The sequence below is a fragment of the Mycolicibacterium chubuense genome (assembly GCF_001044255.1).
Taxonomy (GTDB): Bacteria; Actinomycetota; Actinomycetes; order Mycobacteriales; family Mycobacteriaceae; genus Mycobacterium; species Mycobacterium chubuense.
On record NZ_JYNX01000025.1, the window covers coordinates 123,533 to 150,241 of the forward strand.

The following is a 26,709-nucleotide window of genomic DNA, read 5'->3' on the forward strand; positions in this document are numbered from 1 at the left end:
NTCGACGAACACCGGCTCGATCTCGGCCACCGCCGCGGCGAACGCGGGCTCGTCGGCCAACAGCTGCCGGCCCATGCCCGCCCACTGCGAACCCTGCCCCGAGAACACGAACACCGTGCCGCGCTTGCAGGCGCCGACGTGTGGGCCGACCACCCCGGGTGCGGTCTGCTGGGCCGCGAGTGCCCGCAGCCCGGCGATGGCCTGCTCGCGGTCGCGAGCCGCCACCGTGGCGAACTTGGCGTGCTGGGAGCGGTGGTGGTTGAGCGTGTGCGCGATCTCGCTGAGCGTGGCCTCGGCGCCGGGGCCGGCCATCCACTCGGCGAGCATCGCGGCCTGCGACGCGATGCGCTCGGGCGCGCGGCCCGACACCACCAGCGTCGTCACGGCGGGCTCGACGGCCTCGGCGGGCTGCGGCGCGGCGACGGGCGCTTCCTCGATGACGACGTGGGCGTTGGTGCCGCCGAAGCCGAACGACGAGATGCCGGCGCGGCGCGGCCGCCCGGCCTGCGCCCACTCGGTCGGTGCGTCCACGACTTTGAGGCGCAGGTTGTCGAACGGGATGTGCGGGTTCGGCTTCTTGTAGCCGAGGTTGGCCGGGATCGTGTGGTGCTGCAGGGCGAGCACGGCCTTGGCGAACCCGGCGATACCGGCGGCCGCCTCGAGGTGCCCGAGGTTCGACTTCACCGCACCCAGCAGCAGCGGGCGCTCCGCGGGCCGGCCCTTGCCCAGTACGGTGCCCAGGGCGCGGGCCTCGATCGGATCGCCCAGCAGCGTGCCGGTGCCGTGCGCCTCGACGTAGTCCACCTCGCGGGGCTCGACGCCCGCGGCGGTGTACGCCGAGCGCAGCACCGCCATCTGGGCGGCCGGGTTCGGGGCCATCAGTCCGTTGGAGCGGCCGTCCTGGTTGACCGCCGAACCGCGGATCACCGCGAGGATCCGGTCACCGTCGCGTTGGGCGTCGGAGAGCCGCTTGAGGACTGCGACGCCGCAGCCCTCGCCGCGGACGAACCCGTCGGCGGCGGCGTCGAACGAGTGGCACTGCCCCGTCTTGGACATCGCCTCGAGCTGGTCGAAGCTGCGGGTCACCGCCGGCGACAGCAGCAGGTTCACCCCGGCGGCCAGCGCGAGGTTCGAATCGCCCGCGCGCAGGCTCTGGCAGGCCAGGTGGATCGTCACCAGCGAGGACGAACACGCGGTGTCGATGGTCATCGAGGGCCCGCGCAGGTCGAAGTAGTACGACACCCGGTTGGCGATGATCGACAGCGCACCGCCGGTGCCCGACCAGGAGTCCACATCGCCGAGGTCGACGGTCGACAGGTAGCCGTACTCCCCCAGGCACGCTGCGGCGAACACCCCGGTCTGGGAGTGCCGCAGGCTGTGCGCCTGGATGCCGGCGTGCTCGAGCGCCTCCTGGGTGACCTCCAGCAGCAGTCGCTGCTGCGGGTCCATCTTGTCGGCCTCGCTGGGCGAGATCTCGAAGAACTCCGCGTCGAAGGAGTCGACGTCGCGCAGGAACGACCCCCACCGGGTGGTTCCGGCGAGCGCCGCGGCGGCCTCGGGCGAGTCCACCGCGAAGGTCTCCCACCGGTCGGCCGGAACCTCGCGGACCGCGGAACGGCCCTCGGTGAGGAACTGCCAGTAGGCGTCCGGCCCCTCGATGTTGCCGTCGAGGTCGGTGCCACCGGGGAAGCGGCAGCCCAGGCCGATCACCGCGATCGGCTCGTTGCCGGCCACGTACTCGGCGCCAACGGTCGCGGCGGCGGCCTCGACGACCGGTTCGACCTCCCCGCCGGTCAGGAACTTGGCGAGCGCGTTGATCGTGGGGTACTGCCAGAACTCCACCGGCGAGACGGTGCGGCCGAGCAGCTCGGAGAGCTCACCGGTGAGCACGACGGCATCGCTCGAACCGACGGCGAGGTCGTTGAGCGGTGCGTCGAAATCGATCTCGTCGGGGCTGCACCCGATGTTGGTGACCAGATAGTCGACCAACCAGTTCCGCAGGGCGTCCTCGTCGAAAGCAGAGGTCATGTAGTGATGTCCAACCGGCTGAACTCGTCCTGGCGATAACGATCCACGCAGGCCGAGCGCCGAATCTTGCCGCTGGTGGTGATCGGGATCGACCCGGGCGCGACCAGCACCAGATCGGCGACCCGCACGCTGTGGGTCTTCTTGATGGCCGAGGCCACCTCACGTTTGACCGCGCGCAGCTTGTCCATGGCCTCGGCCTCGGAGCTGCCCTTCTTCTTCATCTCGACGACCGCGACCAGCTGCTCGCTGGTGTCGTCGAGCACCGAGATCGCGGCCACACGGCCGCCGGTGATCTCCTGGATGGTGGCCTCGATGTCGTCCGGGTAGTGGTTGCGCCCGTCCACGATCAGCATGTCCTTGATGCGGCCGATGATGAACATCTCGCCCTCGCTCATCACGCCGAGGTCGCCGGTGCGCAGCCACGGACCGACCGGGGTGCCCTCCGAGGGATTGACCATCTCGCCGCCGAACGTGCGCTCGGTCTGCTGCGGGTTGCGCCAGTAGCCCATCGCGACCTGGTCGCCGTGCACCCAGATCTCGCCGACCTTGCCGTCGGGGTTCTCGGTGCGGGTCTCCGGATCGACGATGCGCACGGTCGACGACCGCGGGGCGCCGTAGGTGACCAGCTCGGTACCCGCCTCGGTGCCGCAGCGCTCGGCGTGACCGGCCGCGAGCTTCTCGTAGTCGAACCGGACGGTGGACGGCGTGTGGCCCATCGGGGCGGAGATCACGTACAGCGTGGCCTCGGCCAGCCCGTAGGACGGACGCACCGTGGTGGCGGGCATGTTGAACTTCGCGAACCGCTCGTTGAAGCGCCGGATCGTGGCCGAGTGGATGCGCTCGCTGCCACTGATGATGCCCAGGACGTCGCCGAGGTCCATGCCTTCCAGATCGGCGTCGCTGGTGCGGCGGACCGACAACTCGAACGCGAAGTTCGGCGCGGCCGACCAGGCGTGCGTGTGGGTCGCGAGCTGCTGGATCCAGCGGGCCGGCTTCTGCAGGAACGCGACGGGGCTCATCAGCATCGCCGGGCGGCCGTGCAGACCGCCGTTCTCCGACGGCGTGAGCAGCGACGCGAAGACACCCTGGATCAGACCCATGTCGTGGTAGAAGGGCAGCCACGACACCAACGTGATGTCCTGCGGCGGGATGCCGTTGCGGTGCTCCATGTAGTCGTCGAAGACCTGCTTGACGTTGGCGATCACGTTGCGGTGCGTCATGATCACGCCGGCCGGCGCGCGCGTGGATCCCGAGGTGTACTGCAGGTACGCGGTCTTGGGCAGCGGACCGACGTTCAGCTCCATGGTGCGCGGGGAGTCGAAGTCCAGCGCGTCGACTTCGATCACGGCGGGCGGATTGCCGCCGGGCAGGGTGCCGACGTAGGTCATGATGTCGTGCACGACGGCCGAGGTGGTGAGCACCGCCACGGGCTGGCAATCGCGCAGCGCGCCGTTGACCCGCTCGTCGAGCTGGCCCATGGCGGGCACGGGCAGCGGCACGGCGATGAAGCCCGCCGCCATGGCGCCGTAGAACGCGATGATGTATTCGAGACCCTGCGGCGCCAGGATCGCGGCGCGATCGCCCTTGGAGCCGTGCCGCAGCAGTTCCTCGGCGACCACCTGGACGCGGTGGTGGACCTGGGACCAGGTCAGCGACTCGGCGTATCCGGCCGGGTCGATGTCGAAGTCGATGAAGGTGTACGCCACATCATCGGGCTGCTGACGAGCCCGCTCGGCGAGGATGCCGGGAATGGTCGACTCAAGCAAAGGCATGGCGACGTCCTTTCATCAATAGTTCTGCGTCCCGGCCCCATTGCCGCGTGGCAAACCGAATCGCAGCTCGTGGCCGCGCATCCCCCGCTCGCCCGAAGGCTAACACCGACCCGTACCCAATGTCGTGCAATCCGACCAAGGATTAGACCACGAATTGCTTGCCAGAGGAAAGCGGCGCCACCAGCTAAAATTTCGCCCGCAGAGAGCAAACGCGGGTGTGCAATTTATTCCCACCGGCGGGCCTGGAGTTTTGCCAGGACCGCAAACGCCCCACCTCACTCGGGGGATCCTGGTTGCTCGGGTGGGAAACTGCCCGGTACGCGGGCACCTGAGCAGGGCAGCTGAACGCAATGCTCCTTTCGTCTTGACGCGCGCGTAAGCAATTTGCGAAATCTGCACGGCCGCGTCGTGTTTGTTCCTGACTCACCGGTAAGAAGCAGGTCCGGGGAGGTTCGGACCGGCCTGTCGACGGCGCCCCTCCCGACCGCGCGGGTGTGCTCTGTCGGAGATGACGGTTCCCGAAAGGTCCGCCAATGGTGTGGCGAAGACCACAGCGGTGTCGTAGGCTATCGGGCCGCGCGCGCCGCGATCTTGCCCTCGATGTCGGGCACCACCTCGCCGAGGTGCTCATTGAGGTAAAAGTGGTGCCCCGGCAGTTCGGTGGCGGTGAACTCGGCGGTGGTGCGGTCGGCCCAGGGCTTGACCTTCTCGGCCGTCGCGATTTCGTCGTCGTCGCCGTAGTAGGCGTGGATCGGGCAGGACAGCGTCACCTCGGGCGGGCAGGAGTAGTTCGCGATCGCCTTGAGCCCGCGCAGCGTCGGCAGGATCGCCGCGGCAAACTCCGGGTTCTTCATGAACTCGGGATTGGCGCCCGTCATCGTGCTGACCGCCGCCAGCAGGCCGTCGTCGTCGTCCGGGATGTCCTCGTACCCGACGTGGCCCGGTGCGGCGACCGCCGAGACGAACAACGCGCCGATCGGCCGGCCCGCCGCCTCGAACCGGCGCGCCACCTCGAAGGCCAGCAGGCCACCCATGCTGTGCCCGAAGAAGAAGACGGGCCCGCCATGGTCTTTGTCCGGCGACACCATCGTCACCACCTCGTCGGCCAGCGCGGGCAGGCTGGTGAACGACGCGAAGTCCTGCTTACCGCGCTGCCCGGGGTACTGCACCGCCGTCCGCTTGACGTCGATCGTGAACGTCTTGGCGAACGGCACGTAGTACTGCGCCGACCCGCCGGCGTGCGGGAAGATGAACAACCTGGGCTGTGTCACCCGGACACCCTATCGTCCGTCCCTTTCAGGCGAACGCCTCCACGGGCGGGCACGAGCACACCAGGTTGCGGTCGCCGTAGGCGCCGTCGATGCGACGCACCGGCGGCCACACCTTCGGCCGGAACCCGTGGCCCAGCGGGTACGCCGCCTCCTGCCGGGTGTAGGGATGCTGCCAGTCGTCGGCCGTCAGGCATTCCGCGGTGTGCGGGGCGCCGCGCAGCGGATTGTCGTCGGCGGGCCACACCCCGGAGCCGACCTTGTCGATCTCGGCGCGGATCGCGATCATCGCCTCGCAGAACGCATCGACCTCGGCCAGCGACTCGCTCTCGGTGGGCTCCACCATCAGCGTGCCGGCCACCGGGAAACTCATCGTCGGGGCGTGGAAGCCGTAGTCGGCAAGGCGCTTGGCCACGTCGTCGACCGTCACACCGGTGGCCTTGGTGATCCCGCGCAGATCGAGGATGCATTCGTGGGCGACCATGCCGTTCTCGCCGGTGTAGAGCACCGGGTAGTACTCGTCGAGGCGGCGGGCGATGTAGTTGGCCGACGCGATCGCGACCAGCGTCGCCGACCGCAACCCGGCCGCGCCCATCATCCGGATGTAGGCCCACGTGATCGGCAGGATCGACGCCGACCCGTACGGCGCCGCCGACACGGTCAGGTCGTCCGACAGTTCCTCGGCCAGCGGGTGCCCGGGCAGGTACGGCGCCAGGTGCGCACGCACCGCCACCGGACCCACACCGGGCCCGCCGCCGCCGTGCGGGATGCAGAACGTCTTGTGCAGGTTGAGGTGGCTGACGTCGCCGCCGAACCGGCCCGGCCGGGCCAGCCCGACCAGCGCGTTGAGGTTGGCGCCGTCGACGTAGACCTGACCCCCGGCGTCGTGCACGGCCGCGCAGATGTCGGCGACGTCGTGCTCGTAGACGCCGTGGGTGGACGGGTAGGTGATCATCAGCGCCGAGAGCCGCTCGGCGTGCTCGGCCACCTTGGCGCGCAGGTCGTCGAGGTCGACGTCCCCGTTCTCCCGGCAGGCCACCACGACCACCTTCATGCCGGCCAGCGCGGCCGATGCGGCGTTGGTGCCGTGCGCGCTGGACGGGATCAGGCACACGTTGCGCTCGGCCTGGCCGTTCGCGATGTGGTAGGCCTGGATCGCCAGCAGGCCCGCGTACTCGCCCTGCGATCCGGCGTTGGGCTGCAGCGAGATCTCGTCGTATCCGGTGATCCCGGTCAGCCACGCCTGCAGGTCGGCGATCAGCCGGCGCAGGCCCGGGGTGTCCGAGGCCGGCGCGAACGGGTGCTGGCGGCCGAACTCGGGCCAGGTGATCGGCTCCATCTCGGCGGCCGCGTTGAGTTTCATCGTGCAGGAGCCCAGCGGGATCATGCTGCGGTCGAGCGCGATGTCCTTGTCGGCCAGCGAGCGCAGGTACCGCATCATCGAGGTCTCGGTGCGGTACGACGTGAACGCCGGGTGGGTCAGGAACTCGGTGGTCCTCGTCGCGATGTCCGCGCCGGCGCGCGCGGTCGGCACTGCGGTGGCCCCGCCGCTGAACGCGCTGAGCACGTCGGCGACGTGCGCCTCGGTGGTGGCCTCGTCGCAGGCCACCGACACGTGGTCGGTATCGACCAGCCACAGGTTGATGCCGCGGCGCTTGGCGGCGTCGACGACCTCGCGGGCCCGGCCCGGCACGTGCGCCAGCACGGTGTCGAAGAACGCGGAGTGCACCACCTCGATGCCGGCCTCGGTCAGCCCGCCCGCCAGGGCCCGGGCGCGATCGTGCACGCGGCCGGCGATCGCGCGCAGGCCGTCGGCCCCGTGGTAGCTCGCGTACATCGCGGCCATCACGGCGAGCAGCACCTGCGCGGTGCAGATGTTGCTGGTCGCCTTGTCGCGGCGAATGTGCTGTTCACGGGTCTGCAGCGCCAGTCGGTAGGCCGGCGCCCCGTCCGCGTCCACCGACACCCCGACCAGCCGGCCCGGCAGCTGCCGCGCGTGCTTGGCGTGCACCGCCAGGTAACCGGCGTGCGGACCGCCGAAGCCCATCGGCACCCCGAACCGCTGGGTGGTGCCGAACGCGACGTCCGCGCCGATCTCGCCCGGCGGCGCGATCAGCGTCAGCGCGAGCAGGTCGGCGCCGATCGCCACCAAGGCGCCGCGCTCATGAGCCTGGGCGACGAGGTCGCTCCAGTCGTGGACAGCGCCGCCGGCACCGGGCAGCTGGGCGATCACGCCGAAGAAGTCGCCCTCGGGCAGACCCTGACGAAGGTCGGCGGTGACGATCTCGATGCCGAGCGGCTCGGCGCGGGTGGCGAGCACAGCCGCGGTCTGCGGATAGACGTCGGTGTCGACCGCCAGCCGGCGACCCGAGCCGCGCACCGCGCGCTGCATCAGCGTCATCGCCTCGGCAGCGGCGGTGGCCTCGTCCAGCATCGAGGCGTTGGCCACCTCCAGCCCGGTCAGATCGGTCACCATGGTCTGGAAGTTCAGCAGGGCCTCCAGCCGGCCCTGGCTGATCTCGGGCTGGTAGGGCGTGTAGGCGGTGTACCACGCCGGGTTCTCGAGGATGTTGCGCTTGAGCACCGGCGGGGTCAGGGTGTCGAAGTAGCCCTGCCCGATCATCGACACCGCGACGGTGTTCGACTGGGCGAGCGCCCGCAACTCGGCGAGCGCTTCCGCCTCCGACGCCGCCGGCGGCAGGTGGTCGAGACCGGGCGCCACACCCTCGTCGGTCAGTGCGTCGAGGATGCCGGCGGGCAGCGCCTTGGCGGCGAGTTCGTCGAGGGAGTCGACGCCGATGGTGGTGAGCAGCGTGGCGACGGCGTCGGCGTCCGGGCCGATGTGGCGGTCGACGAAGGTGAGCTCGGTGGGGGTGGGCTGATCAGACACGAGGGACGTCTCCCGACGTTCGGGCGCGAGGAGCGCACGCGGAGCGGCTCCTCCCCCTCTGTCGTCGGCCCGGTCCCGGGCGGCCTGAGAGATTCGGCACTCTCGACGCGGGTCGAGTTGGCCTTTCCCCATGGGCGGGTGCGAGGCACCGCTTTCCAGAGGCATCGGGGCCGGTCGCGGTCCGGGGTGCCTGAGAGGTTGACGGAGAGGTGTTGCTCCTTCGGCGTCCGTGACTGGCGGCCACGGAACTCTCCCGCGAGAGGGCGATGCGGACCCGAGTCTACCGGCCCGGATTCGCGATCGCCCGATCAGCCGATCTTGCGGTCGCGGTGCTTGCGCCGGGAGGCGAGTTCGTCCTCGGGCGCGGAGATCGACTCGCCGCCGTCGGCACGCTCACCCGGGAAGTCGGCGATGGCGCCCGTGAGTTCCCGCATCGCGCCCGAGACCGCGATGCCGAACACGCCCTGACCGCCCTGCAGCAGATCCACCACTTCCTCGGCCGAGGTGCACTCGTAGACCGTGGTGCCGTCGGAGAACAGCGTGATGTTGGCCAGATCGGAGACGCCGCGCTGGCGCAGATGGTCGACCGCGACACGGATGTTGTGCAGCGAGATGCCGGTGTCGAGGAGGCGTTTGACGATCTTGAGGACGAGGATGTCCTTGAAGGAGTACAGCCGCTGGCTGCCCGATCCCGCGGCGCCGCGGATCGAGGGCACCACCAGTGAGGTCCTGGCCCAGTAGTCGAGCTGCCGGTAGGTGATGCCGGCGATCTGGCAGGCGCTGGGCCCGCGGTAGCCGACGAGTTCGTCGGGCACCGAGTCATCGGGGAACAGACCGGCCTGCACCGGCTCGGCCGCCCGGGGAAGAGGGTCCGCCGAAGGAGAGCCGGTGTTGAGATCCAGTTGCTCCTGGCGGGGCGTGTCTCCCACTTGTCGAATCCTCTCGCCGATCGAACTCGCGTCGCCTGACCTGCGTGGGCGCACGTTATCCCAGCCCGAACCTCGTTCGAGCATACGCTCGGACGACTGTCTTGACTGCCCGTCGGGACCAAGTATGGCTGCCCGTCGGGGAGGTGCCGGAAACTCGCCCCGCGTGTCGAGCGCGACGAGACGCATCCGTGACCAAGAGGCGCTAGGCGGCAGTCCTAGGTCGCTTTGAAGTCGTCCGGGGACACCGAATCCAGGAACTCCTTGAACTTCTCCACCTCATCCTCGCGGACGGCGCCGGTCGCCTCGTCGTCGTTCTCGTCGGGGATCAGCAGCCCGGCTTCGGCGAGCACCGCCTCCTCGACGTAGATCGGCACCCCGACCCGCAGCGCGATGGCCACCGAATCCGACGGCCGCGCCGAGACCTTGATGTCGCGGTCGAAGATCAGGTCGGCGTAGAACGTGCCTTCCTGCAGATCGACGATGCGCACTTCTTTGAGTGAATGACCAAGGGCGGCAATGACATCGCGGAACAGGTCGTGGGTGAGCGGCCGGGCGGGCTCCACCCCCTGCTGCTCCAGGGCGATGGCCGCGGCCTCGGACTGCCCGATCCAGATCGGCAGATAGCGGTCGCCGTTGGACTCCCGCAGCAACAGAACGGGCTGGTTCTGCGGCTGTTCCACGCGGATTCCGACGACGCGAACCTCACCCATGTGTGCCTGCCCTCCGCACCGGTGTTGCCCTGTTCCGTCCGGCCCTGTCGACGGCCCGGACGCGACGGTGAAGCCGTCGAATCGAGTCTAGTCCTCAGCGATCGAGAACGTCGCGTACGGCCGACTTGATCAACGACGTGTGCAACGTGATCGCCAGGGCCGCCACCTCGCGTGCCAGGTCGTCGGCGCGGTCGCGCGCGCCGGCCTTGCCCGCCTTGACGACCGGGCCCGCGATCTGGGCGATCAGGTCCGACTGCCGGTCGGCCGCGGACCGGAACGCCCGCAGGTGCCGCGGTTCGACGCCGTAGTCCGCCAGCGCCCGGGCGCACTGGGCGATGACCACTGCGTGCTCGTCGAAGAACACGGTGCCGGCGCCCTTGAAGATCGGCGTGATGATGCCGGCTTTGACCAGAGAGTTCAGCAACTCCTCGTCGACGCCCGAGCGTTCCAGCAGCGCCTCGCGGCTGAGGCGGCTCTGGGCCGGCGCACTTGGGAGCACCGCCTCCGCGCCGTCTGAGCCGCCCACCGGCACCAGGCGGGGAGCGGCGTAGGCCGAACCGCTCTGCGGCAGTTCACCGTCGGGCAGCGCGTCGAGCTGGGCCTTGATCACCTTCAGCGGCAGATAGTGATCACGCTGCGCGGTGAGGATGAAGCGCAGTCGGGCACAGTCGTAGGCGGTGAAGCGCCGGTAGCCCGACGCGGTGCGCTGCGGTGTGACGAGCCCTTCGGCCTCGAGGAACCGGATCTTGGAGATCGTGACGTCGGGGAACTCGGAGCGCAGCGTGTCCAGCACGACCCCGATGGACATCCCGGCGAGCGCCGGGGTCTCGGGTTGGGTCATCGCAGGTCGCCGCCGCGGTCGGTAGGTCGGTTACTCGGCTGCGTCAGGCTGGGTTGCCGTCGTCGCCCTTGGGTCCGGTCAGGAACACCAGGCGGAACTTGCCGATCTGCACCTCGTCGCCGTTGGCCAGTACCGCGGAGTCGACGGGCTCCCGGTTGACGTAGGTGCCGTTGAGGCTGCCGACGTCGACGACCTGGAACTCGCCGCCCTCGAGGCGGAACTCCGCATGCCGGCGGCTCACGGTGACGTCGTCGAGGAAGATGTCGCTGTCGGGATGCCGGCCCGCCGACGTGGTGGGCTGGTCCAACAGGAACCGCGAGCCCGCGTTGGGCCCCCGCTTCACCACCAGCAGCGCCGACCCCACCGGCAGCCCTTCGACGCCGGACACCGCGCTCTCGCCGCCCGCCGCGGGCGGTGCGTCGAGCTCGTTGAGGAAGTCGGCGCGGAAGACCGATGTCGTTTCCACGGTGACTTCGTCAGAGTCGGCCCCCGAGTTGAAGTCTTTTTCCGTCACCCGCTGCTCCTCACTGGCTGCTGTGGCGGTATCCGGCCGGGACATCCAGCCATCGCGCCGCTGGTGTCGACCGTACCGTGCAGTGGACCGCGTTGTGTCCACCACGGCCGGATCCGCATCCTGGTCGCACCGACCCTAACAACACCTACTCGGTCACGTGGGCGCGGTAGCCCTCCGCGTCGAGCAGCGCGTCCAGCGCGGCGCGCAGCGACTCGCCGTCGGCCTGCAGTTCGACCAGCCAGCCCTCGCCGTACGGGTCGGAGTTGACCAGCTGCGGATTCGACTCCAGATCACCATTGACCGCAACGACTTTCGCGGTGACGGGGGCGTAGAGATCCGACACCGACTTCGTCGACTCCACCTCGCCGAAGGACTCCCCCGCGCTGATCTCCGCCCCGACGTCGGGCAGCTGGACGAACACCACGTCGCCCAGCGCGGACTGCGCGAAGTCGGTGATGCCGACGCGGACCGTGTCGTCGCCGCTGCGCGCCACCCACTCGTGTTCGGCGGTGTAGGACAGGTCGGCGGGAATCTCGGTCACGGCGCTCCTTGGTTCTCGTGCGACCTGACGGTCACGTCACTTGACGGGCTGAGCGTATTGGCGCGGTTTCGGTTGCCGCAAGGCGGTCACGTCGACCCGGTCGGACTGTTGTACCACCATCGTCCCGCCGACGCGTTCGATGCTGTCCATCGCTCCGCCGGGGATGTTCATCGCGGCCGCCAGTGTCGGCGGATCCCCAATGGCCACAACGGAATACGCGGGATTGAGCGTGGCCGAATCGACGATCAGCGCACCCGGGGGCCCGACCACCCAGGTGTCCACGCCGATGCGCACGGAGTTCTGCCCGCCGCGGATCTCCATCGCCTCGGCGCCCGCGGCGCGCAGCTCGTTGATCACGTCGAGCATCGTCTCGGCCGCCACGCCCGGCGCAGGGTCGGTGATCGTCAGCGTCACCCCCGGCCCGGTCGCGGCCACGGTGCCGATCAGAATCGAAAGCGCCGCCAGCCGGGCCCTGGCGTTCTCGATCGCGGCCTGGTCGCTGCTGCCCGAGGCCTGCAGTTCGGCCAGTGTCCGCTGCAGGTCCGCGACCTCGGAGTTGAGGGCCGCCTCGCGCTGCTGCAGCGAGTCGAGCAGCACCAGCAGGTCGGCGGGGCGGGCGGTTTCCAGGGAGTCGCCCGAATCGGTCTGCCGCACCTGCGTGGCGATCGCGATGCCGAGCACCAGGCACAGCAGCACCGCCAGCACCCCGAACACCCGGCGCCCGCCGCGCGGGGCGGTCCCGGCCTCGGGGGGCAGCTCGTGGCGGCCGTGCTGCTCGTTGCTCATCTCACGCCCCGAACAGCCTCCGCCGCAGCGCCGCGGCGTTGCCGAAGATCCGGATGCCGAGGACGACGATGATCGCGGTGGACAGTTGCGTGCCCACTCCGAGCTGGTCGCCGACGTAGACGATCAGGGCCGCCACCAGGACGTTGAAGACGAACGACACCACGAACACCTTGGCGTCGAAGATCTTCTCCAGGTAGGCGCGCAGGCCGCCGAACACCGCGTCCAGCGCGGCGACGACGGCGATGGGCAGATACGGCTGGATCACCTCGGGAACGCTGGGGTGGAACACCACCCCGATGACGATGCCGACGACGAGCGCGATGATGCCGATCACGCGGATGTGCCTCTCACTTCGGCCCCGACTCGGTGGCGAAGTTCAGATCGCGGATCGAGCCGGCGGGCAGGGTCAGCCCGTCCCCGTTCGCCACACTCACCCCGACTCCGTAGGACGACTCGAGCAGCCGCAGCCGCTGCAGGCCCGAGCTGCGGTTGAAGGTGTCGGCCATCGCGTGCGGCGGGCCCACCGCGAGGATGGCGTAGGGACTGGCGATCGGTTGATTGTCGACCAGGATGCCGCCGCCCGCCTGCCGGATGGTCACGTTGGGGCCGATGCGCACTCCCCCGACCGAGATCGCCTCGGCGCCACTGAGCCACAGCGAGTTGACCACCAGCTGCAGGTCCCGGTCGAGGATCACCTGCCGGCTGCCCTCGACCCGCTGCTTGGACACGTCGGTGAGGTCGCGCGTGACACCGGGATCGGTGACGGTGACGGTCAGTCCGGGCCCGATCACCGGGGTGGCGGCCGCCGCGAAGTTCGCCTGGTCGAGGTCGCCGAGCAGTTGCCGGCCGGTCGCGTCGCCGGCCAGCCGGCTGCGGCGCTCGGAGTCCACATCGGCGGCCAGCCCGTTGCGCCGGACGGTCAGCTCGTCGGTGGACGCCTCGGCCGAGCGCACGCTGGCGGCGAGCACCTGCTGGGACTCCCGGACCCCCGGCGCGGTGGCCTTGGCCTGCGACCAGGCCAGCGCGAACACCGCGGCCACCAGCGCCGCGGCGGCCACCTGCCACACCCGGTCGACGGCACGGCGCGGATGCGGTGAGCGTGCGGCGGCGGCATAGCCGGGGTCGAGGTGGTCGGACAGCAGGGACCGCAGCAGGGACGGCACCGGGATCAGCGTCGGGGCGCCCGCCCGGTGCGCGCTGCGCCCGGACGTGGGATCCCAGCCCCCCAGCTCGGTCACGGGACCGACGTTCGGGACGACACCCGGGGCATGCGTCGCGCGACCATGCCCACCTGCAGCAGGTACAGCACCCCGGACCACAGGTACATCGCCATGCCCCAGATCAGGAAGCCCCAGCCGATGGCCAGCACCACCCGGGTCCACTGCGCAGTGTCCTGCCCGGAACCTTGCCCGAGCAGGACCAGCGGGAGGCCGGACATCAGCGCGAACGTGGCGGCCTTGCCGATGTAGGTGACCGGCAGCGCCGTCAGGCCGCGGCTGCGCAGCAGCGGCAGCGTGGTCGCCAGCACCAGGTCGCGGCCCAGCAGCGTCGCGACGATCCACCACGGCACCGCGCCGGCGAGCGCCATGGCGACCGGGGTCACGATCATGTAGATGCGGTCGACCGCCGGATCGAGCAGCGCGCCCAGCCGGGAGGACTGGTTGGCGAACAGCCGCGCGATCTTGCCGTCGGCCCAGTCGGACACTCCGCTGAACATCAGCACGGCGACGGCCCAGGCGTTGGCGTGCAGAACGAGCAGCAGCACCAGGAACACCGGGACCAGCACGAGCCGGATCACCGACAGCGCGTTGGGCACCGTCCAGATCCGGTCGCGCGGCGCCGGGGTTTCCCCGTGTTCCAACCCGCGGGCCATGGGTAGAACCTAGCGGAACACCCCGGGCAGGCTCAGCGCCGAGAGGGTGTCGTCGTTGAGCGGGTTGTCGTGGACCATGTACGTCCACGTCGAGGTCGGCCGCGCCAGCTTCGACAGGTCGACCCCCGGCTCGTCCTCGATCGACGGCGCGGTGTCGAAGGTCTGCTGGGCGGCCTCGATCGCGTCGGCGGCCAGGGATCCGAACGCGTCGACGGCGAGGCGGTGGAACTCGTCGAGCGGGTTCTGCCTGCCCAGCGCGCGCAGGTGGATGCTCTCCCGGATGTCGGCCAGGTAGGCGAGGTGATCGGCCCAGCCGCGGTCCAGGTGGTACAGCATGATCAGCCGGCAGATCTTCTCCAGCTTCTCCTCACCCACCTGCTCACTGAGGTCGGCGTACCGCTCCGGGGACAGGTTGGCCAGTTCGTCCCTGGCGGTCGCGGTGCGCAGCAGGGTGTCGCGGCGTTCCACCAGGATGGCGCGCTGCTGGGCGATCAGCTGGTTGTAGCGCCAGGTGTTGGCGTGCACGTCGAGCAGCCGACCCTCGGCGATGCGCTGGGCGTGCTCGAGCAGGCTGGCCGCCTTGGGGCTGAGCACCTTGCCGTCCTCGTCGCAGTCCAGCGGCAGCTTGCCGGCGTCCAGGTGCGACACCACGACGTCGTCCTCCCAGCTGGAGAAGAACACCGTGGAGCCGGGGTCGCCCTGCCGGCCGGCGCGGCCGCGCAGCTGGTTGTCGAGCCGTTCGGTGTGGTGCCTACCGGTTCCGATCACGTGCAGACCGCCCAGGTCGGCGACGGCGTCGTGGTCGGCTTCGTCGGAGCCGCCCAGCCGGATGTCGGTGCCGCGGCCGGCCATCTGGGTCGACACGGTGACCGCGCCGAGCTTGCCGGCTTCGGCGATGACCGCTGCCTCCTCGGCGTCGTTCTTGGCGTTCAGCACCACCGCGGGCACACCGGCCTTGACCAGCCGGCGGTGCAGGTCCTCGGACTCGGCGACGTCGCGGGTGCCGACGAGGATCGGTTGACGCGTCTTGTGCACCTCGGCGATGTGGTCGACGACAGCGTCGTTGCGGGCGGCCGCGGTGACGTAGACGCGGTCGGGTTCGTCCTCGCGGATGTTGGGCGCGTTGGGCGGGATCGGCGAGACCCCCAGCTTGTAGAACTGGCGCAGCTGCTCACCGGCGGCCAGCGCGGTACCGGTCATCCCGCACACCGTCGGGTAGCGGTTGATCAGCGCCTGCACCGTGATGGTGTCGAGCACCTCGCCCGTCTCGGTGGTCTCGATGCCCTCCTTGGCCTCCACCGCGGCCTGAAGCCCGTCCGGCCAGCGCTGCAGCGTGGCGATCCGGCCGCGGGAGGCGTTGATCAGGTGCACCGCGTCGTCGCGGACGATGTAGTGCACGTCGCGCTGCAGCAGTACGTGCGCGTGCAGCGCGACGTTGACCTCGGTCAGCGTGGTCGCGACGTGCTCCTCGGAGTACAGGTCGATACCGCCGAGCCGGGCCTCGATCTTCTGGGCGCCGGATTCGGTGAGGTGGACGTTGCGGCCCTCGGCGTCGGTGGCGTAATCGGTGCCCTCGACGAGCTCGCCGACGAACCGGATCAGGTCCACCCGCGGCGACTCGCGGTGGCTGGTGCCCGCCAGCACCAGCGGCACCAGCGCCTCGTCGACGAGCACCGAGTCGGCCTCGTCGATGAGTGCGACGTCGGGGTTCGGCGACACCAGGTCGGCGACATCGGTGACCAGCTGGTCGCGCAGCACGTCGAAGCCGATCTCGTTGACCGAGGCGTAGGTGATGTCGCACTCGTAGGCGGCGCGGCGCTCGGCGGGGGTGGAGTCGGCGGTGATCCAGCCGACCGTCAACCCCATGGCCTCGATCAGCGGACCCATCCACTCGGCGTCGCGGCGGGCCAGGTAGTCGTTGATCGTGATGACGTGCACGTTGCGCCCCGCCAGCGCGTAACCGGCGGCCGCGATCGCGCCGGAGAGGGTCTTGCCCTCGCCGGTGGCCATCTCGACGACATCGCCGGCGAGCATCCGCTGCGCACCGAGCAGCTGCACATCGAACGCGCGCAGGCCGGTGGCGCGGTCGGAGGCCTCCCGCGCGATCGCCAGGAACTGCGGGATGTCGGCCGAGTCCGCCAGGTCGCCGAGCTCGAGCAGAGTGGCGGCCTTGCGCAGCTGCTCGTCGTCGAGGTCGGCGGCCTTGGCGTCGAAATCGGTTGCCGCGCGGACCTGCTCCATCGAGCGGCTCTGGTCCTTGTCCGTGCTGGCGCCGAGGAGTTTCCAGAACCGGCCGGACAGGCGCCCGGTCGAGGATTTCGTCGTCTTCGATGAGGTGCGTGCCACATGATCACGGTACGCGGGCGCGTTCCCCGGGTGCGTGCCTCCCACGGCCTGGGCAATCGCGGCGCGTTCCCCGTCGGCGCGGCGGTCCTGCGGTAACTTCGCCGCAGGCCGGACCGCGGAAGGGGGGGTGCGCGTCGTGGACACCGAGTCGTTCCAGCCGACCCTCGACTGGGGCCGTGAGTGGGTCAGCTCGACGATCTGGGTGCTCACCGCGTTCGCGGTGAGTGCGCTCTGTCTGGGCGTCGTGTTGGTGCTGATCGGGCGGTTCACCGAATGGGGCCGCCAGTTCTGGCGGGTCACCGGCGGCTACTTCACCGGCCGGGCCAGCCTGAAGGTCTGGGCGCTGGTCGGGCTGTTGCTGCTGTCGGTGATCGTCTCGGTGCGCATCAACGTGCTGCTGACCTACTACGTCAACGACCTGTTCACCGCGCTGCAGATCGCGTTCTCGCAGGGGGCGGGCCGGTCGAGCGGCATCGCGGGGTTCTGGGCCACGATGGTGGTGTTCGCGGTGCTCGCCGGCTGCTACATCGTGCGCCTGCTGCTCGACATGTACCTCACGCAGCGGTTCATCATGCGGTGGCGGATCTGGCTGAGCCGGCGCTTCATCGACGGCTGGCTCGGCGACCTGGCCTACTACCGGGCGCAATTCGCGGGCCGGCCGATCGACAACCCCGATCAGCGCATCCAGCAGGACGTCGACGTGTTCACCACCGGTGTGGGCGGCGACACCAACAACCCGATCTACAACTCCGGCAACACGCTGCTGTTCGGCGCGGTCGAGGCCGTGCTGTCGGTGCTGTCGTTCGGCGCCATCCTGTGGCGGCTCTCCGAACCGGTCACGCTCGGCGGGGTGACGCTGCAGCGCGCCCTGTTCTGGATCGTGCTGGTGTACGTGGCGGTGGCGACCATCGTGGCGTTCGCGATCGGCCGTCCGCTGATCCGGCTCAGTTACCTCAACGAGTTGCGTAACGCGGGTTTCCGGTACGCGCTGGTGCGGGTGCGCGACGGCAGCGCGGCGATCGGCCTCTACCGCGGTGAACCGGCCGAACGCTCGCTGCTGCGTGGGCGCCTCGACGCGGTGATGGACAACTACCGGCACTGGCTGCACCGGATGATGCTGTTCTTCGGGTGGAACGTGTCGATGAGCCAGGCCATCAACCCGCTGCCGTGGCTGGTGCAGGCCCAGGGCCTGTTCGCGCAGCGGATCTCCTTCGGCGGGGTGTGGCAGTCCTCCAACGCCTTCGGCGCCATCCACGACTCGCTGTCGTTCTTCCGCAACGCCTACGACCAGTTCGCCAGCTACCGGGCGGCGATCATCCGGCTCGACGGGTTGGCCGAGCAGAACGACCGGGCGGGCACGTTCACCGCCGTCGAGGTCGTCGACTCCCCCGGCGGCGACCTGGAGGTGGCCGGGGTGGAGGTGCGCAAGCCCGACGGGACGACGCTGCTGCATCCGCTGGATCTGGACATCGGCAGCGGTGAATCGCTGGTCGTCGCGGGCCCGTCGGGGATCGGGAAGTCGGTGCTGCTGGCCAGCCTGGCCGGGCTGTGGCCGTACGCGACGGGCCGGGTGCGACTGCCGCGCGGGCGCGACGCGGTGATGTTCGTGCCCCAGCTGCCCTACCTGCCGCTGGGCGATCTGCGCGCCGCGGTCACCTATCCGCACCCGCCCGGCGACGTCGACGACACCGCCATCCAGCGGGCGCTACTCGATGTGGCGTTGCCGCACTTGATGATCCGGCTCGCCGACAGCCAGGACTGGGCGAAGGCGCTCTCGGTCGGTGAGCAGCAGCGCATCGCGTTCGCCCGGGTGCTACTCGGGGCGCCCAGCGCGGTGTTCCTCGACGAGTCGACCTCGGCGATGGACGAGGGTCTCGAGCAGATGCTCTACGGCCTGCTGCGTGAGCGGCTGCCCGACATGATCATCGTCAGCGTGAGCCACCGCGCCAGCGTGCACCTGCTGCACGACCGCCGGCTCTCCCTGATCGGCGACGGACGGTGGCGGCTGGAGAGACTCGCGCGGGCGGGTTGACGCCTCCGCCACGCCGCGACCAGGTTGTCGCGGTACCTTGCCCGCATGCAAGAAATGTTCGCCCCGACGCTGGACTGGGGCAGCGAGCTGTGGATCTCACTTTGGTGGATCGCCAAGGGCTGGCTCTACACGGCGGTGGCGACGCTGATCGTGCTGGCGCTGATCGGCCGGTTCACCACGTGGGGCAAGCAGTTCTGGCGCATCTCCGGCGCGTACTTCACCGGGCGCGAGAGCGTCAAGGTGTGGCTGTTCCTGGCGATCTTGCTGTTGTCGGTGATGATCAACGTCCGGCTCGACGTGCTGTTCACCTATCAGAGCAACGATCTGCTGACCAGCTTCCAGGTGGTGGTGTCGGGCCTGACCTCGGACAACGACGCCGTCCGGCAGTCCGGTATCGACGGCTTCTGGTCGACGATCGGGATCTTCTCGATCCTGGCCGTGCTCTCCATCACCCAGCTGCTGCTGGACATGTACCTGTTCCAGCGGTTCTGCCTACGGTGGCGCGCCTGGCTGACCGACCGGATGACCGGGGACTGGCTCGACGGGCGGGCCTACTACCGCGCCCGGTTCATCGACGAGACCATCGACAATCCGGACCAGCGCATCCAGTCCGACATCGACATCTTCACGGCGACCAACGGCCCGCTGCCCAACGTGCCGTACTACGGTTCGTCGAGTTCGCTTCTGTTCGGCGCGATCTCGGCGGTGGTGTCGGTGGCCTCGTTCGGCAAGATCCTGTGGGATCTCTCCGGCCCGCTCACCATGTTCGGCGTGACACTCCCGCACGCGATCTTCTTCATCGGCATCGTCTACGTGATCTTCGCGTCGATCGTCGCGTTCTGGATCGGCCGCCCGATCATCAACCTGTCGTTCCTCAACGAGAAGTACAACGCCGCGTTCCGCTACGCGCTGGTGCGGCTGCGCGATGCCTCGGAGGCGGTGGCCTTCTACCGCGGCGAGATCGCCGAGCGCACCGGGCTGCGGCGGCTGTTCGCGCCGGTCGTCACCAACTACCGCCGCTACGTGAAACGGTCACTTCTGTTCAACGGCTGGAACTGGTCGATGGGCCAGGTCATCGTGCCGCTGCCCTATCTGGTGCAGTTCCCGCGGTTCGCCGCCGGGGAGATCCCGCTCGGCGCGCTCAACCAGTCGGCGTCGGCGTTCGGCGCGATCCAGTCCGGGTTGTCGTTCTTCCGTAACGCCTACGACCTGTTCGCCGGCTACCGCGCGGCGATCATCCGTCTCGACGGGCTGGTCACCGCCGACGAGCAGGGCCGCGCGCTGCCCGCGCTCGACGTGGCGGGCTGCACCGGCCAGAACGTCACGCTCGAGAACGTCGAGGTCCGCACCCCGGACGGCACGGTGCTGCTCGACCCGGTGAACCTGCGCCTGGAGCCGGGCGAATGCCTGATGATCACCGGCAAGTCCGGCACCGGCAAGACCACGCTGCTGCGCAGCCTCGCGCAGCTGTGGCCGTTCACGTCGGGACGGCTGACCTATCCGATCGACGAGAACGAGACGCTGTTCCTGTCGCAGATGCCCTACGTTCCGCTCGGCGATCTGCGGGCCGTGGTGTCCTACCCGAGCAAGACCGGCGACATCGAGGACGACCGGCTGCGGACGGCGCTGCAGAAGGTCGCGCTACCGCATCTCGTCGACCGCCTCGACGAGATCCAGGACTGGGCCAAGGTGCTCTCCCCCGGCGAGCAGCAGCGCATCGCGTTCGCGCGGATCCTGCTGACCCGGCCGAAGGCCGTGTTCCTCGACGAGTCCACCTCAGCGCTCGACGAGGGCCTCGAGCTGACGATGTACGACCTGGTGCGCACCGAACTGCCCGACACCATCCTGGTCAGCGTCAGCCACCGCAGCTCGCTGCAGCGGCACCACACCCGCGAGCTGAAGTTGCTCGGCGAGGGCGCGTGGGAACTCGGCGTGATCGGCGGGGAGCCCGCCCGGGTCTAGGCCTGGCGCACCTGCGCGGGACCGCCGGCCTCAGCAGCAACAGAGATTCACGTTGTGCACACGATGTTCGAGTGACTTCGTGCAGAACGTTCAGGGGTGGGGCGCCTGTGTCTAAGCCCGCCGCCCGGGTCTAGGCCTGCTGCGTGGCGGGCGCCGCCGCCCGCCGCGCAGCGTGCTCGCCCGCCCGCCGGCCGAAGAACGAGCCTTCGCCCAACTGGGTGCCGCTGGCGTAGCCCTTGCCGTCCTGGGCGATGTTCGACGCGCACGCACCCGCCGCGTACAGCCCGGTGATCGGGCTGCCGTCCTCGCGCAGCACCTCGCCGTCGATGGACACCTTCAGCCCGCCCATTGTGAATCCCGAGTACATGGCCCGGCCCAGTGACAGGTCGAACGCCGCCCACGGGCCCTTGTCCTGTGCGGCAACGTATTCGGGCTGCTTGTGGAAGTCGGGGTCGGAGCCCTGGGCGGCGTTGGCGTTGTAGCGCTCCAGCGTGGCCGCCAGATTCCCGGCCGGGATGCCCAGCGCCTGCTCCATCTCCGCGACCGTCTCCCAGCCGTCGATGAACTTGATCAGCGGCATCGCGGGCATCTGCATGTGCGCCTCGTCGACGATCAGGTAGGCGACCTGATCGGGTTGTTCGAGCACGAACGCCGATGTCCGCGCGTGGTAGGAGTCCTCGGCGACGAACCGCTTGCCTTCCGCGTTCACGATCACCCCGGTGAGCAGGATCTCGGGCGGATAGGCCGCGGCGGTGATGAACAGTTCGTCCATGTTCGTCGCGACGCCGCCGGCCGAGACGCCCAGCCCGATGCCGAGTCCGTCGTCGTTCGGGTTGCCGAGGATGTAGGGCGCCACGGTGCCGTGGTGCTTGGTCTTGCGTTCGGCCCCGAGTGCCGGGGTGTACTCGGCGACCATCGCGGCGTTCATCGCGAACCCGCCGGCGGCGATCACCACCGCGCCGGCCGACACGTCGCCGGTCTCGCCGAAGTGCTTCCAGCGCACCCCCACCACGGCACCGTCGTCGTCGACCACCAGCGCCGTCGCTCCGGTCTCGTAGCGGAACTGCACGCCCAGGTCGGCGGCCCGCTTCACCAGCAGCTCGATCACCATCGAGGCGCCGCCCAGTTCCCCGGGCACCGGCACGGAATGGCCGCGCGGGGCGGGCACGGCCTGCTCGCAGAACGGCCAGACCTTCTCGTTGCCGGTGTAGGACAGGCCCTCGGTGCCGGGCGGCACGACCACCTTGCCCGGGTAGTAGCTGCGCTCGAACTGGAATCCGAGGTCCTCGAGCCAGTCGAAGTGTTCGACGCTGCCCTCGCAGTAGGCGCGGATCTTGTCGTGTTCAGGGTCGCGTGATTGCGACACAAGGTACTTGTACATCTCCTCGGGCGAATCGTCGTGCCCGGTGGCCTGTTGGACGGCGGTGCCCCCGCCCAGGTAGAAGTGCCCGCCGGCCATCGACGTGGTGCCGCCCGCGGCGGCCGCCTTCTCGAGCACCAGCACACGCGCGCCGGCGGCGGCCGCACTGACCGCCGCGCACCCGCCGGCGATGCCGAATCCGAGGACGACGACGTCCACCTCGTCGGACCACGACGTGACGTCGGCCGAGCGGACGGTGTCGGGGATGTGCATGCTCACTTCTGCTCCTGTTTGATGTGGTCGAAGAATGCAGCGAATTCAGCTGGGATGTAGGCGATTTCGAGGTAGGGCACACCGGCGTCGGCGGCCGAGAGGTAGGCGAAGCGCATGCCGCCGGGCATCGTTCCCGCCATGGTGACCTCGGCGCCGTCGCGCTGTGCGTCGCGCACCGCGGTGTCGAACGCGTCGGCATCGGGGGCGGCCCGGCACACGTGGTGCAGTCCGGGTCCGCTGCGGTCCAGGAACTCGGTGTAGACGCTGTCCCCGCGCACCGGGGCGATCACCTCGAGCTGGGTGTCCCCGGCGTAACTCAGCGCGATGTCGGCGACGTGGTCGGCGGGCCGGCCGCGGTAGGTGCACGTCTGCGGGCCGAAGTGCACGCCGGGCATGCGCACCCAGGTCTTGGCGCCGAGCAGTGCGCTCAGCGCCGCCTCGGTGGCCGCCAGATCGCGGGTCACCCACGCGATCTGGACAGGTGTCTGGTCAAGCATCGGTTCGAGAATATCGCCAGCTGCTCGCCCAGGCTAGAACGTGTTCTACTTTTGGTCGCTAACGCGGGGTCGGCGGGACCCGATAGTCCGGTCATGCGTGCACTCGTCATCGTGGTGACCGGGCTACTGGCCGGCGCCGCACCGGCGGCGGCGACCCCGCCCGGTTTCCCCGACCTCGACGCGTATCCCGCGGTCGATCCGGCGGGTTACCAGATCTTCGGGGCGCACCCGAGCACGTCGGGCTGGGTGTTCAGCACCCCCGCGGGCCTGCGCTGCCAGGACAGCCTGATCCCGGATCTCGGGATCTACTGTCGGGGTCCGCTGCCCGGCTCCTCGTCCGGGGTCTCGATGGCGTCGGTGTCGCTGACGCACGCCGGCGAGATCGGGCACGACGACGTGGGAACCGACGAGGGGTCCTATCCCCTGCTGCCGACGGGTTCACGGTTCGCGGCGGGCAACGGCGTGGTCTGCGCCGTGCCGACCGCGGACACGCTGGCCTGCCGCGCCGCCAAACCCGACTCCTGGCCGGCCGATACCCCGGACCCGCCCGACCGGCATTACGGCGAGCACGGATTCGTCCTCGCCCCCGCCGGCAGCTGGACCTACTGAGCGAGCATCCCGGTCAGCAGCGCGACCTGCGTGTCGAACGCGAGCGCGGGGTCGGTGAGGGTGTCGGATCCGTACTGCCCGAACACCTCCAGGCTGATCGCGCCGACCAGCGCCGCCCACAGCACCAGGCATTTGGTGAGCGTCGCATCGTCGACGGCGACCGCGAACTCGGCCCGTAGGCTCTCGTAGTCCGAGGAGAGTGGTTGCGGCGCCGGGCTTTTCGCCGCCGGAATCTCGCCGGCGGCTGCCCCGGCGGCGACGACCGCGAACAGGGCGCCGACGACGCGGGTGCCGGGGCCGACGGTCCGGTCGCGAGGGGCGTGGTAGCCGGGCACCGGGCTGCCGTAGAGCAGCGCCCAGCTCGCCGGCTGGTCGACGGCCCACCGCCGGGCGGCACGGGCGACGGCCGCCAGCTGGGCGCGCCAATCGTCGCCGGCGGCCCCCCGCGCGTCGTCGACGGCGTCGGCCAGCTCGGTGTAGGCGTCGACGAGCAGCAGGGTCAGCAGGTCGTCGCGGCTGGCCACGTACCGGTAGACCGCCGAGGACACCATGCCGAGGTCGCGGGCGATCGCCCGCAGGGACAGTCCGGCCGCACCGTCGGTGATCAGGTGGCGCCGGCCCAGCTCGACGATGCGGCGCTCGATCCGGTCACGGCTGTCCTGTCGGGTGCCCACGCCGCCAGTGTGACATGTCCGAGAGCAGTGCTCTTGAATTCCTGGTGAAGTCGTGTCACGCTGGAAATGAGAGCAGTGCTCTCGGAATTCAGACCGGAAGGAAACCACCATGTCCGAGCGCTACGACGTTCCGGGGCGGGCCACCCGCCTTTTCAACGGCCTGATCCGGCGACTGGCCGAGCGGGGAGTCAGTGTCCAGGGCAGCACCGCGGTGCGCGTGCGGGGTCGCACCAGTGGGGAGGTCCGCTCAGTGGTGGTCAACCTGCTCACCGTCGACGGCCGCGACTACCTCGTGTCGCCGCGCGGCAATACCCAGTGGGCCCGCAACGTGCGGGCCGCCGGCGAAGTCGAGACCGGGCCGCGTGACCGCCTCCGGCGCCGCGGTGTCGTCGAGGTGCCCGACGACGCGAAACCGGCGCTGCTGCGGCGGTACCTGGACCGGTGGTACTGGCAGGTCAAGGGCCACACCGGCGGGCTGACACCGGCGTCGAGCGACGGGCAGATCCGGGGGGTCGCCGCCTCGATCCCGGTGTTCGAGCTGACGGGTTAGGGCTGCGCTGCGACCGGCGTGATCGTCGCGGACGCGGCGGAGATGGTGTCCGCGTGAGCCTCCTGGCTGGCCGTCTGCCACGACACCGCCGCCGGGAACGTGCCCCAGGTGCTGTTGAAGACGCCGATGAGCACGGTGCGGCCGTCGGGTGTGGTGGTGTAGACCGGTCCGCCGGAGTCGCCCTTGCGGCTCACCACCCCGTTGGCCATCGTGAACCAGCCGTTGTTGACCGCGTCGACGGTGCCGCAGCTCTCCCCGGTCACCACGCCGAAGTGGCACACCGGCATGCCCGCCACGGGGAGCACGGCCGGATCGGTGACCAGCACCTTGCCGCTGGGCAGCACGTTGTTGACCGCGGTGGTCGGCAGAAGCTGGATCACCTGCCAGTCGGCGATCTGATGGTTGGTGTCGATCGTGGTGCCGTCGGGGGTGTTGTCCCGGAACGAGACCTGGGTGCCGATCACGGTGCCGCCCTTGTCGGTGACGGTGCCCGAAGCCCGGCAGTGACCCGCCGTGAACGCGATGCGGGTCTGCGGGTCGACGTAGCCCAGCGTGCACAGCACCGAGTCCTGGTGGATCTCCATGCCCGGGTGGACGAGCACGTCGGGTTGGGCGTTGGCCGGGGCCGACGGCACCAGCAGTGCGGCCAGGCAGGCCAGCAGCGCGGGCAGCATCTTCGGTCCTCGCGACGGCGGTCGATTCGACACAGCCCCTCCACTCTCCCCGGATGAGTTCTCGGCGACCGCCGGGACATCGGGGTGATACCCGCGTGCTCCGACGGTGTAACCGGCTCATCGCGGGCCGATAACGGGGCGTTACACCGGCTCAGGGCACGGGCGGGTCAAGAATCGAAGCCCAGCCCCGCGGCGTCGAGGGCGCGCAGCAGCAGGTTGCGGCGCCCCGCGTTGTGGTCGGCCCGGTCCAGCGACCACCGGGTGGCCTGGATCCCGGCGCTGGCCAGCGGCTCGGGCGGGAACGGCAGCGGCTTGCGGCGCACCATCTCCAGCCGGGTGCGCGGGGTGGAGACGCCGTCCAGCAGATCCAGGCAGACGTCGGCGGCGAACCGGGTGGCGCCGACGCCCAGGCCGGTGAACCCGTTGACGTAGGCGACGCGGCCTTCCCGCGCCAGCCCCCAGTGCGCGCAGAACCGGGTGTTGGTGTCGATCGGGCCGGCCCAGCGGTGGGTGAAGCGCACGTCGTCGAGGGCGGGGAAGGTCAGGAAGAAGTGGGCGGCCAGCCGCCGGTAGCTCGCGGCGCGGTCCTCGTAGGAGGACTTGACCCGTCGGCCGAAGTGGTACACCGCGTCGTACCCGCCCCACACGATCCGGTTGTCCATCGACAGCCGGTAGTAGTGGAACTGGTTGGCGGAGTCGCCGACGCCCTGCCGGTTGCGCCACCCGATGCGGTCGAGCTGGGCGTCGGTCAGCGGTTCGGTGGCCAGGACGTAGTCGTAGACCGGCACCGTGTAGAGCCGATTGCGGCGCAGCAGGCTGGGAAACACGTTGGTGGCCAACACGATCTGCCGGCAGGTCAGCGTCGGGCCGTCGGTGTGCACCCGGATCGACGCGCCGCCCGAGTCGATCCCGCGCGCCGTCGTGTGCTCGAAGATCTCCACGCCCGCCTCCCGGCAGGCCCGGGCGAGCTCGAGCGCCAGCTTCGCCGGGTTGACGATCGCGCAGTCATCGGCGCTGAACAGCCCGGCCAGATAGGTCGGCGAGTGCACCTCCTCGCGCACCCGCGCGGTGTCGAAGAACTCGCCGTGCTTGTCGGCGGCGGCCTCGGCCAGCCAGGTCACCTGATGCTGCTCGGTGGCCACGGTCAGCATGCCGGTGCGCTGCCATTCGACGTCGAGGCCGAGCTCGGCGATCTCGGCGGCCATGCCGTCGAGGTTCTCCATGCCCAGCGCTTCGAGGGTGTCCATCTCGTCGGGCCAGCGGGATTTCCCGTTGTCGTAGCCGTGGGTCAGGCTGGCGTCGACGAATCCGCCGTTGCGCCCGGACGCGGCCCAGCCGATGCGGTCGGCCTCGATCAGGATCACCCGCCGGTCGGGGTGGCGGCGTGCGGCGTGCAGCGCACTCCACAGCCCGGTGTAGCCGCCGCCGATGACCAGCAGGTCGGCGGTGACGGGACCCGACGGCGGCGGGTAGTCCGGCCGGGGCGTGTCCAGCCAGACCGAGCCCAGCGTGCTGCCGGACAGTGACCGGTCGATCAGCGCGGGGTCGACGGGGGCATCGAAGACGGTCTCCACACCGCG

General features: G+C 70.0%; 22 protein-coding genes, 1 pseudogene and 1 riboswitch. Of the genes and pseudogenes, 4 read left to right on the top strand and 19 right to left on the bottom strand.

The window, feature by feature from the left end:
• Position 1: 1 nt before the first annotated feature.
• From MCHUDSM44219_RS30760 to secA2, 14 genes and pseudogenes are all read right to left on the bottom strand, one after another.
• Positions 2–2,028 (bottom strand): annotated as a pseudogene (locus MCHUDSM44219_RS30760) (type I polyketide synthase); the annotation flags it as partial.
• On the bottom strand, positions 2,025–3,800 hold the full coding sequence (locus MCHUDSM44219_RS06805) for an AMP-binding protein (protein WP_048417475.1): 1,776 nt from the start codon (positions 3,798–3,800) through the stop codon (positions 2,025–2,027). The pseudogene MCHUDSM44219_RS30760 and the gene MCHUDSM44219_RS06805, both read right to left, overlap by 4 nt.
• A 566-nt stretch (positions 3,801–4,366) precedes the next feature.
• Positions 4,367–5,071, bottom strand: coding sequence for a thioesterase II family protein (locus MCHUDSM44219_RS06810; RefSeq protein WP_048417476.1), 705 nt, complete (start codon positions 5,069–5,071; stop codon positions 4,367–4,369).
• Between the two features lie 25 nt (positions 5,072–5,096).
• On the bottom strand, positions 5,097–7,958 hold the full coding sequence (gcvP, locus tag MCHUDSM44219_RS06815; RefSeq protein WP_048417477.1) for an aminomethyl-transferring glycine dehydrogenase: 2,862 nt from the start codon (positions 7,956–7,958) through the stop codon (positions 5,097–5,099).
• Between the two features lie 167 nt (positions 7,959–8,125).
• Positions 8,126–8,224, bottom strand: a riboswitch (glycine riboswitch).
• 42 nt (positions 8,225–8,266) lie between these two features.
• Positions 8,267–8,887, bottom strand: coding sequence for a MerR family transcriptional regulator (locus MCHUDSM44219_RS06820; protein WP_048417478.1), 621 nt, complete (start codon positions 8,885–8,887; stop codon positions 8,267–8,269).
• A 215-nt stretch (positions 8,888–9,102) separates the two neighbouring features.
• On the bottom strand, positions 9,103–9,597 hold the full coding sequence (locus MCHUDSM44219_RS06825) for a bifunctional nuclease family protein (RefSeq protein ID WP_043409225.1): 495 nt from the start codon (positions 9,595–9,597) through the stop codon (positions 9,103–9,105).
• 94 nt (positions 9,598–9,691) lie between these two features.
• Positions 9,692–10,438 (bottom strand): transcriptional regulator FtsR, encoded by a 747-nt coding sequence (gene ftsR / locus MCHUDSM44219_RS06830; RefSeq protein ID WP_048417479.1) that lies wholly within the window; start codon positions 10,436–10,438, stop codon positions 9,692–9,694.
• Between the two features lie 43 nt (positions 10,439–10,481).
• Complete coding sequence (garA, locus tag MCHUDSM44219_RS06835) at positions 10,482–10,952, bottom strand: glycogen accumulation regulator GarA (RefSeq protein ID WP_048417530.1); 471 nt, start codon at positions 10,950–10,952, stop codon at positions 10,482–10,484.
• 145 nt (positions 10,953–11,097) lie between these two features.
• Positions 11,098–11,493 carry a glycine cleavage system protein GcvH gene (gene gcvH / locus MCHUDSM44219_RS06840; RefSeq protein ID WP_048417480.1) on the bottom strand — a complete coding sequence of 132 codons (396 nt, stop codon included), beginning with the start codon at positions 11,491–11,493 and terminating at the stop codon, positions 11,098–11,100.
• 36 nt (positions 11,494–11,529) lie between these two features.
• Complete coding sequence (locus MCHUDSM44219_RS06845) at positions 11,530–12,279, bottom strand: DUF881 domain-containing protein (protein ID WP_048417481.1); 750 nt, start codon at positions 12,277–12,279, stop codon at positions 11,530–11,532.
• Between the two features lies 1 nt (position 12,280).
• A complete protein-coding gene (locus MCHUDSM44219_RS06850; RefSeq protein ID WP_048417482.1) occupies positions 12,281–12,613 on the bottom strand; it encodes a small basic family protein in 333 nt (110 codons plus the stop codon).
• 13 nt (positions 12,614–12,626) lie between these two features.
• A complete protein-coding gene (locus tag MCHUDSM44219_RS06855; RefSeq protein ID WP_048417483.1) occupies positions 12,627–13,517 on the bottom strand; it encodes a DUF881 domain-containing protein in 891 nt (296 codons plus the stop codon).
• Positions 13,514–14,152 carry a CDP-alcohol phosphatidyltransferase family protein gene (locus MCHUDSM44219_RS06860; RefSeq protein ID WP_109777607.1) on the bottom strand — a complete coding sequence of 213 codons (639 nt, stop codon included), beginning with the start codon at positions 14,150–14,152 and terminating at the stop codon, positions 13,514–13,516. Before MCHUDSM44219_RS06860 ends, MCHUDSM44219_RS06855 begins: the two co-directional genes overlap by 4 nt.
• 9 nt (positions 14,153–14,161) lie before the next feature.
• A complete protein-coding gene (gene secA2 / locus MCHUDSM44219_RS06865) occupies positions 14,162–16,498 on the bottom strand; it encodes an accessory Sec system translocase SecA2 (protein ID WP_048417484.1) in 2,337 nt (778 codons plus the stop codon).
• A 136-nt stretch (positions 16,499–16,634) separates the two neighbouring features.
• Here secA2 and MCHUDSM44219_RS06870 point away from each other — a divergent pair, with 136 nt between their 5' ends.
• Both MCHUDSM44219_RS06870 and MCHUDSM44219_RS06875 read left to right on the top strand, forming a co-directional pair.
• The gene (locus tag MCHUDSM44219_RS06870) at positions 16,635–18,530 is read left to right on the top strand and encodes an ABC transporter ATP-binding protein/permease (protein WP_048417532.1); all 1,896 of its coding nucleotides are present in this window, start codon (positions 16,635–16,637) and stop codon (positions 18,528–18,530) included.
• 54 nt (positions 18,531–18,584) lie between these two features.
• A complete protein-coding gene (locus MCHUDSM44219_RS06875) occupies positions 18,585–20,492 on the top strand; it encodes an ABC transporter ATP-binding protein/permease (protein WP_048417485.1) in 1,908 nt (635 codons plus the stop codon).
• 130 nt (positions 20,493–20,622) lie between these two features.
• Here the strand turns inward: MCHUDSM44219_RS06875 and MCHUDSM44219_RS06880 are convergent, their stop codons facing one another.
• Complete coding sequence (locus tag MCHUDSM44219_RS06880) at positions 20,623–22,131, bottom strand: FAD-binding protein (RefSeq protein ID WP_048417486.1); 1,509 nt, start codon at positions 22,129–22,131, stop codon at positions 20,623–20,625.
• The gene (locus MCHUDSM44219_RS06885; RefSeq protein WP_048417487.1) at positions 22,128–22,622 is read right to left on the bottom strand and encodes a VOC family protein; all 495 of its coding nucleotides are present in this window, start codon (positions 22,620–22,622) and stop codon (positions 22,128–22,130) included. The genes MCHUDSM44219_RS06880 and MCHUDSM44219_RS06885 overlap by 4 nt, the downstream gene beginning before the upstream one ends.
• A gap of 93 nt (positions 22,623–22,715) precedes the next feature.
• Here MCHUDSM44219_RS06885 and MCHUDSM44219_RS30145 point away from each other — a divergent pair, with 93 nt between their 5' ends.
• The gene (locus MCHUDSM44219_RS30145) at positions 22,716–23,231 is read left to right on the top strand and encodes a hypothetical protein (protein WP_048417488.1); all 516 of its coding nucleotides are present in this window, start codon (positions 22,716–22,718) and stop codon (positions 23,229–23,231) included.
• Here the strand turns inward: MCHUDSM44219_RS30145 and MCHUDSM44219_RS06895 are convergent.
• Positions 23,225–23,905, bottom strand: a complete 681-nt coding sequence (locus MCHUDSM44219_RS06895; RefSeq protein ID WP_048417489.1) for a TetR/AcrR family transcriptional regulator — start codon at positions 23,903–23,905, stop codon at positions 23,225–23,227. The genes MCHUDSM44219_RS30145 and MCHUDSM44219_RS06895 overlap by 7 nt on opposite strands.
• 109 nt (positions 23,906–24,014) lie before the next feature.
• Between MCHUDSM44219_RS06895 and MCHUDSM44219_RS06900 the strand changes: the two genes are divergently transcribed.
• Positions 24,015–24,455: a PNPOx family protein gene (locus MCHUDSM44219_RS06900; RefSeq protein ID WP_048417490.1), complete on the top strand. Its 441-nt coding sequence runs from the start codon at positions 24,015–24,017 to the stop codon at positions 24,453–24,455.
• Here MCHUDSM44219_RS06900 and MCHUDSM44219_RS06905 read toward each other — a convergent pair.
• Complete coding sequence (locus MCHUDSM44219_RS06905) at positions 24,452–25,129, bottom strand: Rv1815 family serine proteinase (RefSeq protein ID WP_048417491.1); 678 nt, start codon at positions 25,127–25,129, stop codon at positions 24,452–24,454. The genes MCHUDSM44219_RS06900 and MCHUDSM44219_RS06905 overlap by 4 nt on opposite strands.
• Positions 25,130–25,296: 167 nt before the next feature.
• Positions 25,297–26,703 carry an NAD(P)/FAD-dependent oxidoreductase gene (locus MCHUDSM44219_RS06910; protein WP_048417492.1) on the bottom strand — a complete coding sequence of 469 codons (1,407 nt, stop codon included), beginning with the start codon at positions 26,701–26,703 and terminating at the stop codon, positions 25,297–25,299.
• Positions 26,704–26,709: the final 6 nt, after the last annotated feature.

Coding starts and splice junctions, on each gene's coding strand:
- MCHUDSM44219_RS30145 (WP_048417488.1), top strand. CDS start 22,716: ATGCGTGCACTCGTCATCGTGGTGACCGGGCTACTGGCCGGCGCCGCA.
- MCHUDSM44219_RS06905 (WP_048417491.1), bottom strand. CDS start 25,129: ATGCTGCCCGCGCTGCTGGCCTGCCTGGCCGCACTGCTGGTGCCGTCG.
- MCHUDSM44219_RS06900 (WP_048417490.1), top strand. CDS start 24,015: ATGTCCGAGCGCTACGACGTTCCGGGGCGGGCCACCCGCCTTTTCAAC.
- MCHUDSM44219_RS06845 (WP_048417481.1), bottom strand. CDS start 12,279: ATGAGCAACGAGCAGCACGGCCGCCACGAGCTGCCCCCCGAGGCCGGG.
- MCHUDSM44219_RS06805 (WP_048417475.1), bottom strand. CDS start 3,800: ATGCCTTTGCTTGAGTCGACCATTCCCGGCATCCTCGCCGAGCGGGCT.
- ftsR (WP_048417479.1), bottom strand. CDS start 10,438: ATGACCCAACCCGAGACCCCGGCGCTCGCCGGGATGTCCATCGGGGTC.
- MCHUDSM44219_RS06860 (WP_109777607.1), bottom strand. CDS start 14,152: ATGGCCCGCGGGTTGGAACACGGGGAAACCCCGGCGCCGCGCGACCGG.
- MCHUDSM44219_RS06875 (WP_048417485.1), top strand. CDS start 18,585: ATGTTCGCCCCGACGCTGGACTGGGGCAGCGAGCTGTGGATCTCACTT.
- MCHUDSM44219_RS06885 (WP_048417487.1), bottom strand. CDS start 22,622: ATGCTTGACCAGACACCTGTCCAGATCGCGTGGGTGACCCGCGATCTG.
- MCHUDSM44219_RS06825 (WP_043409225.1), bottom strand. CDS start 9,597: ATGGGTGAGGTTCGCGTCGTCGGAATCCGCGTGGAACAGCCGCAGAAC.